This is a genomic window from Bradyrhizobium sp. Kon10 (assembly GCF_055807395.1).
The window spans coordinates 22,218-38,078 of sequence record NZ_JBVVOZ010000006.1 but is presented as its reverse complement, the minus strand read 5'-3'; the positions used below and the strand labels follow the sequence as shown (position 1 = coordinate 38,078).

General features: G+C 62.6%; 16 protein-coding genes and 2 pseudogenes. 9 read left to right on the top strand and 9 right to left on the bottom strand.

What is annotated here, in order from left to right; genetic code table 11:
- Positions 1-105: 105 nt before the first annotated feature.
- Positions 106-1,096, top strand: a pseudogene (locus tag AC0L2O_RS11085) (IS1182 family transposase); the annotation flags it as partial.
- Positions 1,097-1,118: 22 nt separating this feature from the next.
- Here AC0L2O_RS11085 and AC0L2O_RS11080 read toward each other — a convergent pair.
- Positions 1,119-1,751 carry a dihydrofolate reductase family protein gene (locus AC0L2O_RS11080; RefSeq protein WP_369722377.1) on the bottom strand — a complete coding sequence of 211 codons (633 nt, stop codon included), beginning with the start codon at positions 1,749-1,751 and terminating at the stop codon, positions 1,119-1,121.
- Between the two features lie 463 nt (positions 1,752-2,214).
- The gene (locus AC0L2O_RS11075) at positions 2,215-3,228 is read right to left on the bottom strand and encodes a formamidase (RefSeq protein ID WP_473369743.1); all 1,014 of its coding nucleotides are present in this window, start codon (positions 3,226-3,228) and stop codon (positions 2,215-2,217) included.
- Positions 3,229-3,452: 224 nt separating this feature from the next.
- On the opposite strand from AC0L2O_RS11075, the gene AC0L2O_RS11070 reads away from it, so the two are divergent.
- The 3 genes from AC0L2O_RS11070 to AC0L2O_RS11060 are packed head-to-tail and all read left to right on the top strand — an operon-like array spanning position 3,453 to position 7,429.
- Complete coding sequence (locus tag AC0L2O_RS11070; protein WP_473369742.1) at positions 3,453-4,124, top strand: TetR/AcrR family transcriptional regulator; 672 nt, start codon at positions 3,453-3,455, stop codon at positions 4,122-4,124.
- A gap of 9 nt (positions 4,125-4,133) precedes the next feature.
- Positions 4,134-5,999, top strand: a complete 1,866-nt coding sequence (locus tag AC0L2O_RS11065) for an adenine deaminase (RefSeq protein ID WP_473369741.1) — start codon at positions 4,134-4,136, stop codon at positions 5,997-5,999.
- A gap of 23 nt (positions 6,000-6,022) precedes the next feature.
- Entirely contained in the window at positions 6,023-7,429 is a 1,407-nt protein-coding gene (locus AC0L2O_RS11060; RefSeq protein WP_473369740.1) for an NCS2 family permease, read from the top strand.
- Between the two features lie 23 nt (positions 7,430-7,452).
- Here AC0L2O_RS11060 and AC0L2O_RS11055 read toward each other — a convergent pair whose 3' ends face one another.
- Positions 7,453-7,671: a hypothetical protein gene (locus AC0L2O_RS11055; protein ID WP_473369739.1), complete on the bottom strand. Its 219-nt coding sequence runs from the start codon at positions 7,669-7,671 to the stop codon at positions 7,453-7,455.
- Between the two features lie 354 nt (positions 7,672-8,025).
- Between AC0L2O_RS11055 and AC0L2O_RS11050 the strand changes: the two genes are divergently transcribed.
- Positions 8,026-8,208, top strand: a complete 183-nt coding sequence (locus AC0L2O_RS11050; RefSeq protein ID WP_473369738.1) for a hypothetical protein — start codon at positions 8,026-8,028, stop codon at positions 8,206-8,208.
- Positions 8,209-8,232: 24 nt separating this feature from the next.
- On the opposite strand, the gene AC0L2O_RS11045 is transcribed toward AC0L2O_RS11050, so the two are convergent.
- From AC0L2O_RS11045 to AC0L2O_RS11035, 3 genes are all read right to left on the bottom strand, one after another.
- Positions 8,233-9,609, bottom strand: a complete 1,377-nt coding sequence (locus tag AC0L2O_RS11045; RefSeq protein ID WP_473369737.1) for a vWA domain-containing protein — start codon at positions 9,607-9,609, stop codon at positions 8,233-8,235.
- Between the two features lie 5 nt (positions 9,610-9,614).
- Positions 9,615-10,562, bottom strand: a complete 948-nt coding sequence (locus tag AC0L2O_RS11040; protein WP_473369736.1) for an AAA family ATPase — start codon at positions 10,560-10,562, stop codon at positions 9,615-9,617.
- A 145-nt stretch (positions 10,563-10,707) separates the two neighbouring features.
- The gene (locus AC0L2O_RS11035) at positions 10,708-10,908 is read right to left on the bottom strand and encodes a hypothetical protein (RefSeq protein ID WP_008130254.1); all 201 of its coding nucleotides are present in this window, start codon (positions 10,906-10,908) and stop codon (positions 10,708-10,710) included.
- 224 nt (positions 10,909-11,132) lie between these two features.
- Here AC0L2O_RS11035 and AC0L2O_RS11030 point away from each other — a divergent pair, with 224 nt between their 5' ends.
- Complete coding sequence (locus AC0L2O_RS11030) at positions 11,133-12,107, top strand: quinone oxidoreductase family protein (RefSeq protein WP_473369735.1); 975 nt, start codon at positions 11,133-11,135, stop codon at positions 12,105-12,107.
- A gap of 135 nt (positions 12,108-12,242) precedes the next feature.
- Here the strand turns inward: AC0L2O_RS11030 and AC0L2O_RS11025 are convergent, their stop codons facing one another.
- Positions 12,243-12,518 carry a hypothetical protein gene (locus tag AC0L2O_RS11025; RefSeq protein ID WP_473369734.1) on the bottom strand — a complete coding sequence of 92 codons (276 nt, stop codon included), beginning with the start codon at positions 12,516-12,518 and terminating at the stop codon, positions 12,243-12,245.
- Between the two features lie 109 nt (positions 12,519-12,627).
- Positions 12,628-13,236, bottom strand: a complete 609-nt coding sequence (locus AC0L2O_RS11020; RefSeq protein ID WP_473369733.1) for a S24 family peptidase — start codon at positions 13,234-13,236, stop codon at positions 12,628-12,630.
- 109 nt (positions 13,237-13,345) lie between these two features.
- Here AC0L2O_RS11020 and AC0L2O_RS11015 point away from each other — a divergent pair.
- Positions 13,346-13,935 (top strand): annotated as a pseudogene (locus AC0L2O_RS11015) (GcrA family cell cycle regulator).
- 55 nt (positions 13,936-13,990) lie between these two features.
- A complete protein-coding gene (locus tag AC0L2O_RS11010) occupies positions 13,991-14,566 on the top strand; it encodes a hypothetical protein (RefSeq protein ID WP_473369732.1) in 576 nt (191 codons plus the stop codon).
- Between the two features lie 46 nt (positions 14,567-14,612).
- Here the strand turns inward: AC0L2O_RS11010 and AC0L2O_RS11005 are convergent, their stop codons facing one another.
- Entirely contained in the window at positions 14,613-14,969 is a 357-nt protein-coding gene (locus tag AC0L2O_RS11005; protein ID WP_369722387.1) for a hypothetical protein, read from the bottom strand.
- A 194-nt stretch (positions 14,970-15,163) separates the two neighbouring features.
- On the opposite strand from AC0L2O_RS11005, the gene AC0L2O_RS11000 reads away from it, so the two are divergent.
- Positions 15,164-15,628: a hypothetical protein gene (locus AC0L2O_RS11000; RefSeq protein WP_409187824.1), complete on the top strand. Its 465-nt coding sequence runs from the start codon at positions 15,164-15,166 to the stop codon at positions 15,626-15,628.
- The last annotated feature ends 233 nt before the right edge of the window (positions 15,629-15,861 follow it).

Here is a 15,861-nt window from a genome sequence, read left to right as displayed (position 1 = left end):
GTCCAGGCTGTGTAAAAACTCCGCCGATGCTATGATTCTCTTGCTGAATCGCGGAGGGAATTGATGCGGGGTTTCGTTCAAGGGGTGGATCGCCGGTAGACGACGTTGCTGCCGGAATGCCTTGATGATTGGGTCGGCGATAACAATCCTGTTCGTGCGGTCGATGTGTTCGTCGATGCGTTGGAACTCCATGACCTCGGGTTCGATGGCGTCGATCCTGCAGCGACCGGCCGGCCAGCGTATCATCCTTCGCCGATGCTCAAGCTCTACATTTACGGTTATCTCAACCGGGTCCAATCGAGCCGACGGTTGGAGCGCGAGGCTGGCCGCAATCTTGAAGTGATGTGGCTGACGGGACGGCTCGCGCCGGATCACAAAACCATCGCCGACTTCCGCAAGGACAACGGTCTCGCGATCAAGAAAGTTTGCGCGCAATTCGTCGAGTTGTGCCGCAAGATGGGCCTGCTAGCGAAGGCCAGCGTTGCCATTGACGGCAGCAAGTTCAAGGCCGTCAACAGTCGCGACAACAACTTCACGCAAGGCAAGATCCAGCGCCGCCAAAAGCAGATCGAAGAGGGCGTGGCACGCTACATGAGCCAACTCGATAGCGCCGACCGCCAGACTGCAGCAGGCGAAGAGCCTTCGGAAACGGTGCTTCTGACCAAGACACGGCTTCGGGAAAAGCTGATGAAGCTTGAAGAAGAAGTGAAGCGGCTGGCCGCGATTGAAAAGAGATTGCTCGCCTCACCGGACAAGCAGATATCGCTGACCGGTCCCGATTGTCGCTCGATGGCAACTAGTGGGCGCGGCTCCGGCATGGTCGCCTACAACGTACAAAGTGCGGTCGACACCACGACCATCTGATTGTCGCGCACGACGTTACCAACATCGGCACCGATAAATCGCAACTAGCGGGATGGCGCAGGTGGCGAAAGCCGCGTTGCACAGCGATACTTTGGACGTCGTTGCGGATCGGGGTTACTTTAACGGCGAGGAAATCCTGGCCTGTGAACAGGCCAGCGTGGCAGTTACGCTACCCAAGCCGCAAACCTCGGGAGCCAAGTCGGCAGGCCGCTTTGGGAAGCCTGATTTTGTCTAGTCTGGTCTGCGATTAAGAGTTAGCGCGTCAGCACGAGGTGCGTCGCCAGCTCGGTTGGGACCACCTCCGTCACCCGATAGCCAAGGCCCGGCAGGTCGACGCCTGTGAACAGGGATTCACCGCGGCCCAGAACGACGGGCGACAGCGCCAAGTGCATCTCGTCGATTGCTCCTGCGAGTAGATACTGGCGGACAGTCGCAACGCCCCCGCCGATCTTTACGTCCAGGTCGCCCGCGGCGGCCTTTGCCTCGGCAAGCGCCGCCTCGATCCCGTCGGTGACGAAATGGAAGGTCGTCCCGCCCTCCATCACGATTGACGCCCGGGCATGGTGAGTGAGGATGAAGGTCGGCGCGTGGTACGGCGGATTGTCGCCCCACCAGCCCTTCCAATCGGGGCCGCCCCAATCGTCGCCGGCCGGCCCGAACATATTGCGTCCGAGGATGAAGGCGCCGAAGCCTTTCATTGCGGCTTCGGCAAAGCGGTCGTCGGTGCCCCCGTCTTTCCCGATCATCGATCGAAAGGCCAGGGTCGGGAAGAACCAGTTCATCAACTCCTGGCCCCGTTTGCCGAGCGGATGTTCCAGGCCCTGATCCGGACCGGCCCCGAAGCCGTCGATGGACACTCCGAAGCCGGCTACGCGTACCTTGCCCATCCGGGCCTCCCTTTAATTGTGAACTGACTCAAGACGAATGGGCACGCGCGTTTCCGACACCATCGGCCTCCTTTGACACAAAATTTTTAGAATTTCCGACCTTCGCTGACTCGGTTGGGGAAGCCACTCATGTTGTGATGGTCCGTAATGGGTCATTCGCGTCGATTTGCTCGCGTCTTCCCGATGTCCGGTCTGGCCTCGACTGCCGACGTGCCGGACACGACGGCGATCTTCGCCTTCTGGGATGGAAGGCGGAACTTATTGGGCTGCAAGTGTGGCCATGGGAGCGGCCCGCGCAAAGAGCCAAGGACTTGTAAGCGCGCAGGTAACGCTTGGGATGAGCACGAGCATTTGAGAAAATCAAAAGCCCTAACTCGCGCCCGTTGCGATCCGGACGACATCACTGTCGAAGACGCTGAAAATTCAAACTGAGACACTACCCGCGTTCTTCGTCGAAAACGGTCTATTCGGCCGCTTTTGCCGTCCTGCCGAAAATCCGCGTCGGGGCCGGGAAACCGCAGGACGTGCCGTCGGTGACCTTGACCTGGTCTTCCCACGGCAGGCGAAAGGTGCCGGCCACCATGTCCTGCATAAAGGTGTAGGGGCAGTCCATCGCGCCGCCTTTGACGGCGACATAACCGCGGTGCCAGATCTGGTAGATGTTGTTCTCGACGCCCCAATTGATGCGAGCCTCGCGCACGAGATCGGGACGCACTTCGGCGGTGATGATCTCGTCGGCGCGGCCGGTGGTGCCGTGCGCGAGCACGCTGCCGTCGAAATTGACGATCATGCCTTCGCCCATGGAATCGAACGAGCCGTCAGAGCCGCACATGCAGACATTCGCGGTCACCATCAGGTTCTGGAACGAATTGGCCTGGTTGGTGAAGCGCCAGGACTCGCGGATCGGTGCGGTGTAGCCGGCGGTACGGATCATGATCTCGGCGCCCTTGTAAGCACATTCCCGCGCCATCTCCGGGAACATGCCGTCGTGGCAGATGATCAGCGCGATCTTCGCACCGTTCGGGCCCGAGATCACGGGGATGCCGATGTCGCCCGGCTCCCAGGGCTCGACCGGTATCCAGGGATGGAGCTTGCGGTAGTAGAGCTTGATGTCGCCGTGGTCGTCGATGATCAGGCCGGAATTGTAGGGATTGCCGTGCGGGTTGAACTCCATGATGGAGAAGCAACCCCAGATCTTGTTGTCGATGCAGGCTTTCTTGAAGGCGGCGACCTCGGGCCCGTCGAGCCGGCACATGATCTCGGGATTGATGTCCATCGAGAGGCCGTGCAGCGAATATTCGGGGAAGACCACCAGATCCATCGTGGACAGATTGCGGCGCGCCTTGCCGACCATCCAGACGATGCGCTCCGTCTGGTTCGCCAGATCCGCTGGGGTCACGACGCTCGGCAGTTGCAGCTGAACGAGGCCAATGACCACGCCCGCAGGCGATTTGTTCAACCCGCCAAGTCCGTTCATGATTTGCTCCCTTGTCGTCCGCGCGGCGTCGTTGCGCGCCATTGGAAGAGCAAATCCGATTTTGGCGGCGCGCAAAAGTCCATTTTTCAGGCTCGCGGGCGAAAGCGGCCGTGCTTGCGCGCACCGTGGGTTGTCACCGACGCATGCTGACGCCCATTGTTGCAGCGGCGCGTGCCTCAAGTCTCGGCTTGACCACCGAAATCGTGCGGTGTCAGACTTATGACATGAGTACAGCAAAGCGACATACCGCCAGCCTTCGTGACGAATATGCCGCGATGACGCGGCAGCGCATCGTTGCCGCTTTTGTCGAGACGCTGGAGGACGAGCAGGCCGACGACATCTCCATGGCCGCGGTGGCCAAACGCGCGAAGGTGGCTGAGCGAACCATCTATCGGCACTTCAAGACCCGCGCGGAGCTGTTTGCGGCGGCCGGCGAATGGATCGAAAAAAACGTCTTCAGCTATATTCCGTTCACCTCGCCCGACGAGTTGCCGGAGATCTTCCGCAAGCTGTGCAAGCGGTTCGATCGCCATCCGCATTTGGCGCGCGCCATTGCGATGACGCGGGCCGGCCGCCGCGTGCGCGCCGGCTTCCGGCGGAACCTGATCGACCAGCATCACAAGGCGATGGCGCCGCTGGTGCAGCATCTGCCCGCGAAGGAGGTCCGCCAGGCGGAGGCGCTCGCGTCCTATCTCAACAACGTGCTGGCCTGGAATGCGATGCGCGAGGACTTTGGCATGTCGAGTGCCGAGGTCGCCGACGCGATCGAGTGGGCGATCACGACCCTTTTGAAGGACGTTCGCCGGCGCGATGCCGCTGCTGCCGGGGCCAGCGGCAAGACCGGCAAATCGCAGCGAAAGCGAACCCCGGCCCGCGAGACGACCGGAGTCATGTGAGGCAAGGCCATGAACGCGATGCCCGACGATCTTCTGATCAACGCGCCCGACGAGGTACTTATCCGCCAGGATCTGGTGCTGACCGCGCTCGGCCGCCGCCCGGCCGATCGCTCCTTGCGGGTCGGCAAGTTGCTCGACGTGCACAGCCGCACCTGGAGCGAGGATCAGGAGATTGTGTTCAAGGGCCGGCGGATCGCATGGGTCGGGCCGGCAGGAAGCTATCCCGGCGAAGTCCGCGAGCGCGTGCATCGGCCGGATCTTGCCGCCGTTCCCGGCTTCGGTGAAGTGCACAAGCATATCGAAAGCTCGCATCTGACGCCGGAATGGGAGGCCGCGCTGGTGCTGCCGCATGGCAACACCTGGACGTGCGAGGCGAGCCACGAATTCTCCAATGTCAACGGCGCACGCAATCTCGAGTTCTGGTTCGAGGCACGCCGGCGCGGATCGCCGCTGAAAATTTTTCCGCAACCCGGCTCGGCGGTGCCGCCCACCGCTTATGAGTGGGGCGGCGGCTGGTATGGCCGCGAAGAGCAGGCAAGGTTCATGAGCGAGAGCCTGATGGTCACCGGGCTTGACGAAGTCATGGACTGGCCGGCGGTCTGGAATCCGGACAATCCGTCCTACAAGCGGCTATGGGGCATGATCGAGGCCACCTTCGCGGCCCGCGGCGTCGTCGAAGGACATGCCTCCGGTCTCCGGGATCTGCCATCGATCAACGCCTTCGCGGCGGCCGGGCTCGCCTCCGACCATGAAGTGCAGACGCCGGAGGAGACCTGGGACAAGCTCACCCGCGGTCTCTTCATCGAATTGCGCGTCTACGCCATGCCCGAGATCGTCGCCTGGCTGCTTGCCAAGGGCTTGCAGGACTGGTCGCAGATCGCTTTCACCACCGACGACCGCAGCGCCAGCCATACGCTCGAGCTCGGCGCCAGCGATCACAATGCGCGCGTCGCGATCGAAGCCGGCCTCGCGCCGGAAGTCGCGATCCAATGTCTGACCATCAATCCTGCGCGGCACATGCGCATCACGCCGTTGGTCGGCAGTCTCGCCCCCGGGCGTTTCGGTGATGTCGTGTTGCTCTCGGACGTCGCCAAACTGACCATCGCCGAGGTCTGGGCGGACGGCGCCCAGGTGTCCGAAGGCAAACGCTATTTGGGCCAGGTCCCCGAAATCTCCTGGCCCGATTGGGCGACCAGGACGGTGAACGTCAAGCGCGCAATCCAGCCGAAGGACTTCGAGTTGCCGGCCGAGCCCGGCCGCACCACGATGAAGGCCGCCGTGATCCGCCCGTTCCATTGGCATCCGGAGTTCTACACAGTCGAACTGCCGGTGCGCGACGGCGCCGTGCAGCGCGATGAGAGCGAGGCGATCACCAAGTTTGCGATCGTCGATCGCTTCTCCGGCGAGGGTCGGGTTGCAAAAATGTTCTGGCGCGGCTGCGGACCGCGCACGCCGGACACCGCGCTCGCCTGCTCGGTCGCGCACGACAAGCACAACATCTGGGTAGTTGGCTCCTCCGATGCCGCGATGGCCAAGGCCGTGAATGCGCTGGTCGAACGTCAAGGCGGATGGGCCCTGGTGCGCGAAGGCGAGCTCGCCGCCACCGTGCGGTTCGAGGTCGGCGGATTGATGAGCTGCCGCTCGGCCCAGGCTCTCGATGCCGAGATGCAGGCGCTCTACGCGGAGGGCCGCAAGGTGGACTGGATGTACGAGCCAACCTTCCGGCCCCGCTGGTATCCCGGATTTCCGGAGCGCCTGATGTTCGCGACGCTCACCTGCGCGCCCTGGAGCTGGGTGCTGGTCGCGCCCTGCGAGCAGGCGCCGCTCGGATTCATCAACGTGCAGACGGGCGAAGCGCACCCGGTGGTCTGGTGAGCGCAAGGATGGGGGAAACGGCGATGGACGAGATGACGCTGCCACAAACGGCTTCCACGGACGCCGCGCCAAAATCCGTCGGGCCGATTGGCCCGCAAGGTCCGATCGACCGCCTCTTCGGCCTCTCCGAGCGCGGCACTACCGTCGGTCGCGAGGTGATGGCCGGCGCGACGACGTTCGCAGCGATGGCCTATATCATCGCAGTGAATCCGGCGATCATGTCCAATGCCGGAATGGACCGCGCCGATCTCGTCAGCGCGACGGCACTCGCGGCGATCTTCGGTTCGGTCATGATGGGGGCGTGGGCCAACCTGCCGCTCGCCGTTGCGCCGGCGATGGGCTCGAACGTCATCTTCACCTACGTGATCGTCAAGCAGATGGGCATGCCCTGGCAAGGCGCGCTCGCGATGGTCGCTTTTACCGGCGTGCTGTTCCTGATCCTCAGCCTGTCGAAGCTGCGCGAGCGCGTCGCACGCGACGTTCCGGAAGCATTGAAGATCGGCATCCAGGCCGCCGTCGGCACCTTGATCGTGTTCATTGCGCTGCGCGGCGCGGGCTTCGTGGTGCAGAACCCCTCGACCTATATCGCCATGGGATCGCTACGCAGTCCGCCGGTGCTGCTGACGCTCGCGGGCCTGCTGCTCACGCCGGTGCTGGTCGCGCGGCGTGTTCCCGGCGGGCTCATCCTGTCGATCGCCGCGCTGACCCTGATCGGCTTCTTCGTTCCCGGCGCAAACGGCAAGATGGTGACATCGGTGCCGTCGGCGATCCTTTCATGGCCGCGCTGGCCGACCAGCACCTTCATGGCGCTCGATGTCGGTTATCTCTTCAGTCACTTCGTCGTGGTCCTGCCGCTGCTGTTCTACTTCCTGTGCGCCGAATTCTTCTCGACGCTGGGAACGCTGATCGGAGTGACCGGCGCTGCTAACCTGCGCCGCCCGGATGGCTCGATCCCGAATGCCACCGCCGCCTTCGCCACCGATGCGACGGCGTCCATCGTCGGCCCGCTGCTCGGAACATCGGTGGTGACGGCTTATATCGAGTCGATCACCGGGGTTCAGGCCGGGGGACGCACCGGCCTGACCTCGCTGACCGTCGCGGGGTTCTTCTGTCTCGCCTTGTTCTTCTGGCCGGTCTTCGTCATCATCCCGCCGCAAGCAACCGCACCCGCGCTGGTGCTCGTCGGCGTGCTGATGATGCAGGGCCTCGCCCGCATCGACATGACCGATCTCGTCAACGCCGTGCCCATTGTGCTCACGCTGCTGGTCACCGTGCTGACCAACAATCTCATCAACGGAATGGCGCTGGGGACGCTGACTTATATTTTACTGGAAATCGCGATGGGCCGGCGATCGCAGATTCCTGCCATAGTCTGGGGTCTCGGCGTGGTGTTCGTCGCCTATGCGGTCGTGACCGCACAGATCTTTTGAGACATCCGAATGTCGCGAAAAACCTAGGCCACCAGATCCAGCAGGCGGCACGATCCGCGCACCAGCACCTTGCGTCCGGTGGGCGTCATTGCGGGGACGCCGTCATCGACGACGACGAGGCCGAGCTTGATCAGGCTGTCGAGGAGATAAGCCTTCGAGAGGCGACCGTTCGACACGTTTCGAAGCCCCCGCAGGGCTTCCCACTGGTCCGGCGCAAGATCGAACTCAACGTCGCTGCTCATGTTGCTTCAAACCATAATTCTGCTCGCGCGCCCCTGTTAGCGGCGCTGCGTGAAAACCATGCGACGACAATGAGTCGGGAATTCGTTGAACGGTTTGGAATGTCTCTTCACAAATTGCCGCAAATCGTTGCGTCACAACAGTTAAGATCACTCAGGCAGGAATTTCGTTCCGATCACGGATCACGAATTGATGATTTTCGCTTGATCGCGCGACCGCGGCTACTCGCAGCGCACGGGAAGCGCCGCTGTCCCATTCTGCGTCGCAACATGCATGGAAAAGGTGAGGCGAAGAGTTTCAGACTCTGTTACGCTGATTCGCAGGGGATTGGCTTCACACGACAGGAGTGTGAGTGCATGAACAGGCTGGTCGAAATTCGCAGTCAGGAATTCCTTTGCCGTGAGCGCGCCGCGTTGGATACCAGCCGCCGGGTGTTCTGGCTTGCGCAGGCCGAGGCGTGGGAGCAGCGCGCGCTCGACGAAATCGCGCATCACTTCCGCGAGTGCAATCTCGCGAATGTCGAGCAGAATGCCGCCTGACGCCAGCGGCGAGCCGATCGCCGCTTATTGATAAGTCGCCACGATATCAGACACCGCGCGCTCGAGCTGTTGCGCGGTGGCGCATTGGCGCACCACGCTGCAAAACGTCGCGTAGCGCGGCATCTCGGAATCGCCGAAGCCCCAGGCGAGCCGTCCCTCGGGATTGAGCCAGACCAGACGCTTCGAGCGTTCGGAGATCCGGCGCAGAATGTCCGCGCGCGGATCGAGATTGTTGCTGCGGGCATCGCCGAGCACGATCACCGTGGTTTGCGGTGTCAGCGTGCTCATGAAGTCCTTCTCGAAATCGACCAATGACGAACCGTAATCGGACGAGCCGAAGCCGACCTTGGACATGATCTCGGCCATCGCCTCTTCCGGCGATTTCGATTCCAGAATGTCGCTGACCTCGATCAGATGCGAGGAGAAGGCGAAGGAGTGGACGTCGTCGACCACTTCATGCAGCGAGTGGATCAAGAGCAGGAAGAAGTCGGACACCTGCGCAACCGAGCCCGAGACATCGCAGATGGCAACGATCCTGGGCCGGTCGCGGTGCTTGCGCTTCCACGCGGTGAGGAAGGGTATGCCGCCCCAGGCGGCGTTGCGGCGCAGCGTGCGGCGAACGTCGAGATGGCCGCGGCGCTGGCGCTTGCGCGGCTTCGAATAGCGCTCGCGCAGGCGCCGCGCGATCTGGCGGATCAGCGCGCGCATCTCCGCAACCTGACGCCGCTCGACGCGCGCGAGCGGCGCGTTGCGCAGGATTTCGTTGCGAAGGTTCTCGGCCTCTTCGCGGGCATAGAGCGCAAGCCCCTGCGAGACGGTGTCGCGCACCGCTTCACGCAGAGCATCGAGCGCGTCGCGCAGACGCTCGGCCAGCGACGGGTTGGTCGCTGCCAGTTCGTCGAGATCGTCGCGCAGGCGCTGGAGGCCCATGGCATCGAGGATGCGGCTGGAGAAAATGCCGCGCTGGGTGGAATAGCGGATGTCGGACAGCGAGGCTGCGCCGGCGGCAGTGGCGATGGCAGCCGCGATCGCATTGCGATCCTGCGCGAGCAGCATCTGGGCAAGCGGGCCGAGTTGTGGATCTTGCGGATTTCCGCCCGCTTCGCTGGCCGCCTCCGACGCGGGCGATTGGTCCGCATCCCCTGAAGCGTCGTCGCTCGTGGCCTCAGGCTGATCCTGCCGCGGTTCCGGCTGGCTGAAGAACAGATCGAAGCAGTCGGCCAGCGCGAGCTTTTCGTCCTGCGATTTGGCGAGCGTCAAAAGCAGGGTATCGCGCAGGATGGCGCGGTCGGACACGCCGACCTCCGCGACCGCGCGCATCGCATCGATGCTTTCGGCAGGCGAAACATGGACCCCAGCACCGCGTGCCGCCCGAAAGAAGCGATGGATGTTCTCCCGCATCGGCGTCAACCGAAGACGTTGGAACGCGCGGCCTTGGCAATGAAGCCCGTGATCTGGGGCGACGCGGCTTCGATGTCAGCCTCGTATTTCAGCAGCACATTGAGCGTGTCCTTGACGATCTCGGTGTCGAGCTCGGAGGCCTGCAACAGCACCAGCACACGCGCCCAATCGATGGTCTCGCTGACCGAGGGCAGCTTCTTCAAATCCAGCGAACGGATCTCGTGGATGAAGCCGACCATCTGCCGGCGCAGCGTCTGCGAGATGTTGGGCACGCGGCTCTCGACGATGCGCTCCTCCAGCCGCTGCTCGGGGAAGCCGATATGCAGATGCAGGCAGCGCCGCTTCAAGGCGTCGCCAAGATCGCGCTCGCTGTTCGAGGTGAGGATCACCGTCGGCGGCGTAATCGCGGAAACTGTGCCGAGCTCCGGAATCGTGACCTGGAAGTCCGAGAGGATCTCCAGCAGCAGCGATTCGAACTCGGCGTCCGACTTGTCGATTTCGTCGATCAGAAGCACGCAGCCGCCCGGCTGCTCCAGCGCCTGGAGCAGGGGACGCGGCTCGACGAATTCCTTGGAGAAGAACACGTCGCCGAAATCGTGGAGCTGGTCGAGCGCGGCGTGCAGCGTCTGCGCGCCGCCGAGGACCTCGCCGAGCTTGTCCTTGAGGATCTGGGTGTAGAGCAGCTGCTTGGCGTATTTCCACTCGTAGAGCGCCTTGGCCTCGTCGAGGCCTTCATAACATTGCAGGCGGATCATCTTCATGCCGCGCCAGGCGGCAATCGCCTTGGCGAGCTCGGTCTTGCCGACGCCCGCGGGGCCCTCGACCAGGATCGGCTTCTCGATCTGCTGCGACAAATAGACGGCGGTCGCGATCTGGCGGCTCGCGATATAGCCTTGCGCAGCGAGGCCGCTCTCCACTGCCTCGATCGCGGTCGAGGCCTTCTGTTCAGCCACGAAAGGCGCTCCCAAAGGTCTTGCTTGAGGCTTGTTCTGCCTGCGTTCCCGGCAAAGAACAAGCCTCGTTTGGGACGGGCCTGACCCGCGCCGACTGCCAGTTTTTCCGTTCAGCGCAAATACTTGGTGATGAGCGATCGTGCGGTTAGTGCCGCAGCAGCTCGCCCTTGCGGATAGTCTGCCTGACCTCGGCGCCGCAATCGGCGCATTCGTAAACGAAGTCGATCTTGGCAAGGCTCCAATGCGGCTCAACCTCCCGCACGTACATTGGCAGGAACCCCATGCATGTCGGGCAAATCACAGGCGCGATTTCGATATCCTGATGATGCTGTACATAAGCTGGCATCTCGGCTCTCCTTCGCAGGCGACCACCAAACCCCGCGCAAAGGCTACTGCCGGTGTCGCCAGCTCCGTCATCAACTCTTTCGAACAGAGGCGGAACGGAGAGGGTTTGTCGCTCGTTGTGACATTCTTGTTACGCCTGCGTACTGTAGCGGGCGGACGAGATGCCTATTTCACGGCCCAGTCGGATTCTTCGACGCACATTCCAACAAAAAAGGGAGCAAGCCCATGACGCATGCGATCCGTTTTCACAAGACCGGCGGTCCGGAAGTCCTGGTTTGGGAGGAGGTCAGCGTCGGCAAACCGGGACCGGGCGAGGCACGTATCCGTCACACCGCCGTCGGTCTCAACTTCGTCGACATCTATAATCGTTCCGGGGTGTATCCCGCACAATTGCCGAGCGGTCTTGGCAGCGAGGCCGCCGGTGTGGTCGAAGAAGTTGGTCCGGGCGTCACCGATGTGAAGCCGGGTGATCGCGTCGCCTATGGCGCTTCGCCGCTCGGCGCATATTCCGAGGCGAGGCTGATTCCCGCCGACCGGCTGTTGAAGCTGCCTGACGGTGTCGACGACAAGACCGCGGCTGCGATGATGCTGAAGGGGCTCACCACGCAATATCTGATCCGGCAGACCTATCGCGTGAAGGCCGGCGACACCATCCTGCTTCATGCGGCCGCCGGCGGCGTCGGCCTGATCTTGAGCCAGTGGACCAAGCATCTCGGCGCCACCGTGATCGGCACCGTCAGCAACGACGAGAAGGCGAAGCTCGCGAAAGCGCATGGCTGCGATCATGTCATCGTCTACAGCCGCGAGGATTTCGTGAAACGCGTCGACGAGATTACCGGCGGCAGAAAGGTGCCGGTGGTCTATGATTCCGTCGGCAAGGACACGTTCCTGAGGTCGCTGGACTGTCTCGCGCCGCTCGGCGTGGCTGCATTGTTCGGCGCGTCCTCGGGCCCGGTCGAGCCGCTCAATCTCGGCCTGTTGGCGCAGAAAGGGTCGCTCTACGTCACCCGTCCGACCCTGTTCACCTATGCTGCCAAGCGCGAAAGCCTGGTCGCGATGGCGGGTGAGCTGTTTGACGTCGTCAAGTCCGGCGCAGTCAAGATCGAGGTGCACCAGACCTACGCGCTGAAGGATGCGGCCAAGGCGCACGCCGATCTCGCCGCGCGCAAGACCACGGGGTCGACCGTGCTGACGGTCTGATCTCCGGCCGGACGGTGGCGCAGGCTCACGACGGCGTTTTCCAGCGAAGTGGATACCGATTCGCGTAGAAAACGCGTCAAAACAAAAATCCAAAGCCTAGTTCCGATCCCATCGGAACTAGGCTCTGGGCCTGCGTCACGTCCGCTCATGCTTGCGCAAGTCGCGAACGTGATCGAGGCGGATCGCCTGGAGATCGAGATCATCAGGCGGGATTTCGGGGAGGGCGGCCTCGCTCAGGATGGCCTCGGTCACGTCCTCGACCGAACTCTCCACGACCTCGTGGATGAACGAGATGTTCTGATATTCACCCGAGCTGACGCGGGAGATGACCTCGCGCCTTGTGATCTCGGGATCGACGATCGCCTCGCGGCCGCGCCGGCCATAGTCGATCATCACGACGAAATACTGCATGGAATTGGTCCCTGCCGCACCCGCTGTCGGGAGTGCGGCAGAGTATTTCCGAAAAACGGAATTTAGTCAAGTTCGATTTCAGAAAATCAGAAATAAGACGCCGGGGCGCCTATCTGCTTTTCTTGCGGGGACGCGCTGACTTGGCGCGCAGCCGCTCCAACTGGCCCTTAGGCATCGAGAGGCAGATCTCCCCGACCCAGTCGATCTTGACGCCGACGATCGGTTTGGCGTTGAAGCTGGTGAGGTTGACCACCGAGGGAGATTTTCCCCGCTCGATCGTCTTCAAATAGCGCTCGCCGGTTTTAAGCCGGACCGCGGCTTCTTCGCCGTAAAAGCTCGACAGCGGATGGCGCTGGTCCTTGTAGACCACGATCACATCGCCGCTTTCGTATTTGGGCAGCATCGAATCGCCGACGATCTCGAAGGCGACGGTCTCCTCCATGATCGGGAAGGGCAGCGCGACGTCGCCGAGTCCTTCTGGAGGAACCTGCTCGAAATCCGGCTCGATCACGGCGCCGGCTCCGACACGGCCCATGATCGGTGCGAGGTTCAGCTCGAGATATTCCATGATCGGAATGATTTCCGAGGCCTTCACCAGGCGTTCGCCACCGAGGATTTCCGACACCGCGCCCGGGCGCACGCCCATCGCTGCTGCCAATCCGCCCTTGCTCTTGCCCGTTTTTTCCAGGCCCCGCTCGATCATTGCAGCGTCCAACATGATGATTCCCTCGATTGTCCGTGGTCTTGCCTCTTGTAATCCGAAATTCGGAAATGATGCAATTATGAATATCAGAATTCGCGCTTGACTTTTATTTCGGAATACCGGAATGTGCATCCCGCCTCCGGATCGTGCGATTCCGCGGGGCGCATCACAGGACAGCAGCATGGAACCGGGCCATTGGTCGTCGGAGCACTCCGACGCGCTTCGCGACTATTTTCTCAAAGGAATGTCTTATGCAGAGATCGGGAGGGAGATTAATGCAAGGTTTGGAACGGCTTACTCCCGCAACGCTGTCGTCGGACGGGCCAAGCGGCTCGGGCTCGCGGCGCCGGCCCGGATGACGAGCCCGTCGATCGTGCCCCCTTGCCTTGTGAGCCCCGTCTGCCCTCGGCGCGACATCCAGCGTCACTGTGCCTGAACCTGCCGCCACAATCGGCGCTGCAGCCGGTCAAACCGGTCAAATTGCGTTGCGTCGGTGTCCGACCGCGCTTGATCGCGCTGGTCGAGCTCGAACCAGGCGACTGCCGCTATCCTTATGGCGGCGACAAGGAGGGCGAGGAGATCGCCTTTTGCGGTCATCCGCGCCAGCCCGGCTCGAGCTATTGCGCGCCGCATGCGCGCGTGACCCGCACTGGCGGAGCCACATCCAGCCGCAGCGCGGGTGCCGTCACGCTGAGACTGGTCTCCGCCGCCTGATCGGCGCGCGGTCTGGCCATTCATTCCATCGTCAGTTTCGCAAGGAGTCTCGCAAGTGGCACGTGTCAGACGCAACATGTCTTACAAGCTGGCCAAGCTTCACGACCGGCGGTCACGCGATCTGCCGTTCAATGCCGCGGTGGTGGAGGTCGAGGTCGACAATCCCCTGGCGCTGGATTCGGACGAGAAGATCGTGGCCGTGCGCTCGATCCGCAACGATCCGCTCGGCCGGCTGCATTCGCATCACCAGATCGACGAGGCGCAATATCGTGGCGGCCGCGCCTACCAGAACGACTGGGAGAGGGCCGAGCGGGGCCCTCAGGCGATGGACCCCACGCGCGAATATGTCGATGGCGCGCGCGCCCGCGAGCCCGTCACCGAGAGCCAGCGTCAGGCGGTGCTGCGGCTCAGCCGTGTCGAGCGCGAACTCGGCACCGACGGCGCCGCGCTGGTGCACGACGTGCTGGTGATGGGGTTGACCATGGATCAGATCGGGGAGCGCCGCGCCGTCCGCACCCAGCGCTGGAGCGACTATTTCGCTCGGCGCTTTCGCGAATGCCTTGACCGGTTGGCGCTGGTCTATGGTTTTGCCACGGAAGCCTCAGCGCGGCGCGTCCAGCCGCGTCGATGACGCGAGCCTGCCGGCGGCCTTGGTCGCCGGCGCGCTCCGCCGTCTCTTACGGATGCGGCATGACCTGGTAGGGCGTGGTGTAGGGCTCGACGCGAAGTGAGGCGCTGGCAAGCAAGCCGATTTTGCTGGTTGGCGCCTGCTGCAATTCACCGCTCGGGCCGCGATGCACGTTGTACTGCCAGACGGCGAGATCGCCCTTCTGCGCCAGTGCATGCGCGACCGCGCTCGCATCACTGCCGCCCAGCGCCTGGAGCTCTTCGGGCGACAACCCGATGATGATTTCGTCCTTGATGGTGACGACCTTGAACAGGTTCATCCTGGTCTCCTGCGCCCATGCGCCCTGTGTCGACAGTGTAAGAAGCGCAACCGCGGCGCCCTTGATGAGATCGCAGCGAGAAAGCATGCCCTGGTCCTTTGCTGACGCGCCCGGATCGGATTGTCCATCGACCATTGCGTCCGTGATCTGCGTGGCCGTTGCGCAACCGCTTGGTCGGGCGATCTTGAACGACGGTTCACGAGAGGAGATTAATTGGCAAATTGATGAACCATGATGCGGAAAGGCGAGTCCAAAGCCGGGAGATCAAGGGGACTCGCCAGATGAAATTCACCAGCACCGTTTGTCTTTTCGCAGCTATCGGCTTGGCCGGCCCGGCGGTGGCCGCCGATCCCTTCTATATCGGAGGCTGGACATTCACGACGGCCGTGGTGGCGCCATGGGCCGATCCGCAGCGCAAGGCTGACGGCGCCGAACGGGCGCGGTTAATGAGCAAGACGATTGTCTTCGGGGCGCGAGAGATATCCGGTCCGCGTCCCTTTGCCTGCGCCAAGCCGCTATACAAGGTGACGGACTATAGTCCCGACATGCTCTTCCAGGGCGCATTCGACGAGATGCAGCGCGCCGACAAGAAAGCCGATCCCAAGGCGATTGCCGCTGCGCTCGGTTTTACCAGTGCCCGGATCAAGACCCTGGAGACCGGTTGCGAGATCGACGTCCATTTCGTGGATGATGCAACCGCCGAGGTCGGACTCAACGATTACGTGTATACGCTGAAAAAGCGATAGTCGGCGGTCGCCAATCTCCGCCACACGGGAAACAAGTGGAAACGCTGTGCCGATTGATGCTGCTTCTTGACGCAGGTTGGTGACGGCGCCGCATATTCCTGTTATCCGGAATTGCCGTGGCGCGATGTCGGCGACGCATCATTGCGTCTGCGGTTTGGCTTGCTTTGTTGGTTGTTTCTTGGCATAGTTGCAACCTCTCGGGCTGGCCGGTTCGTCGGATGTAGGGCTGAGCG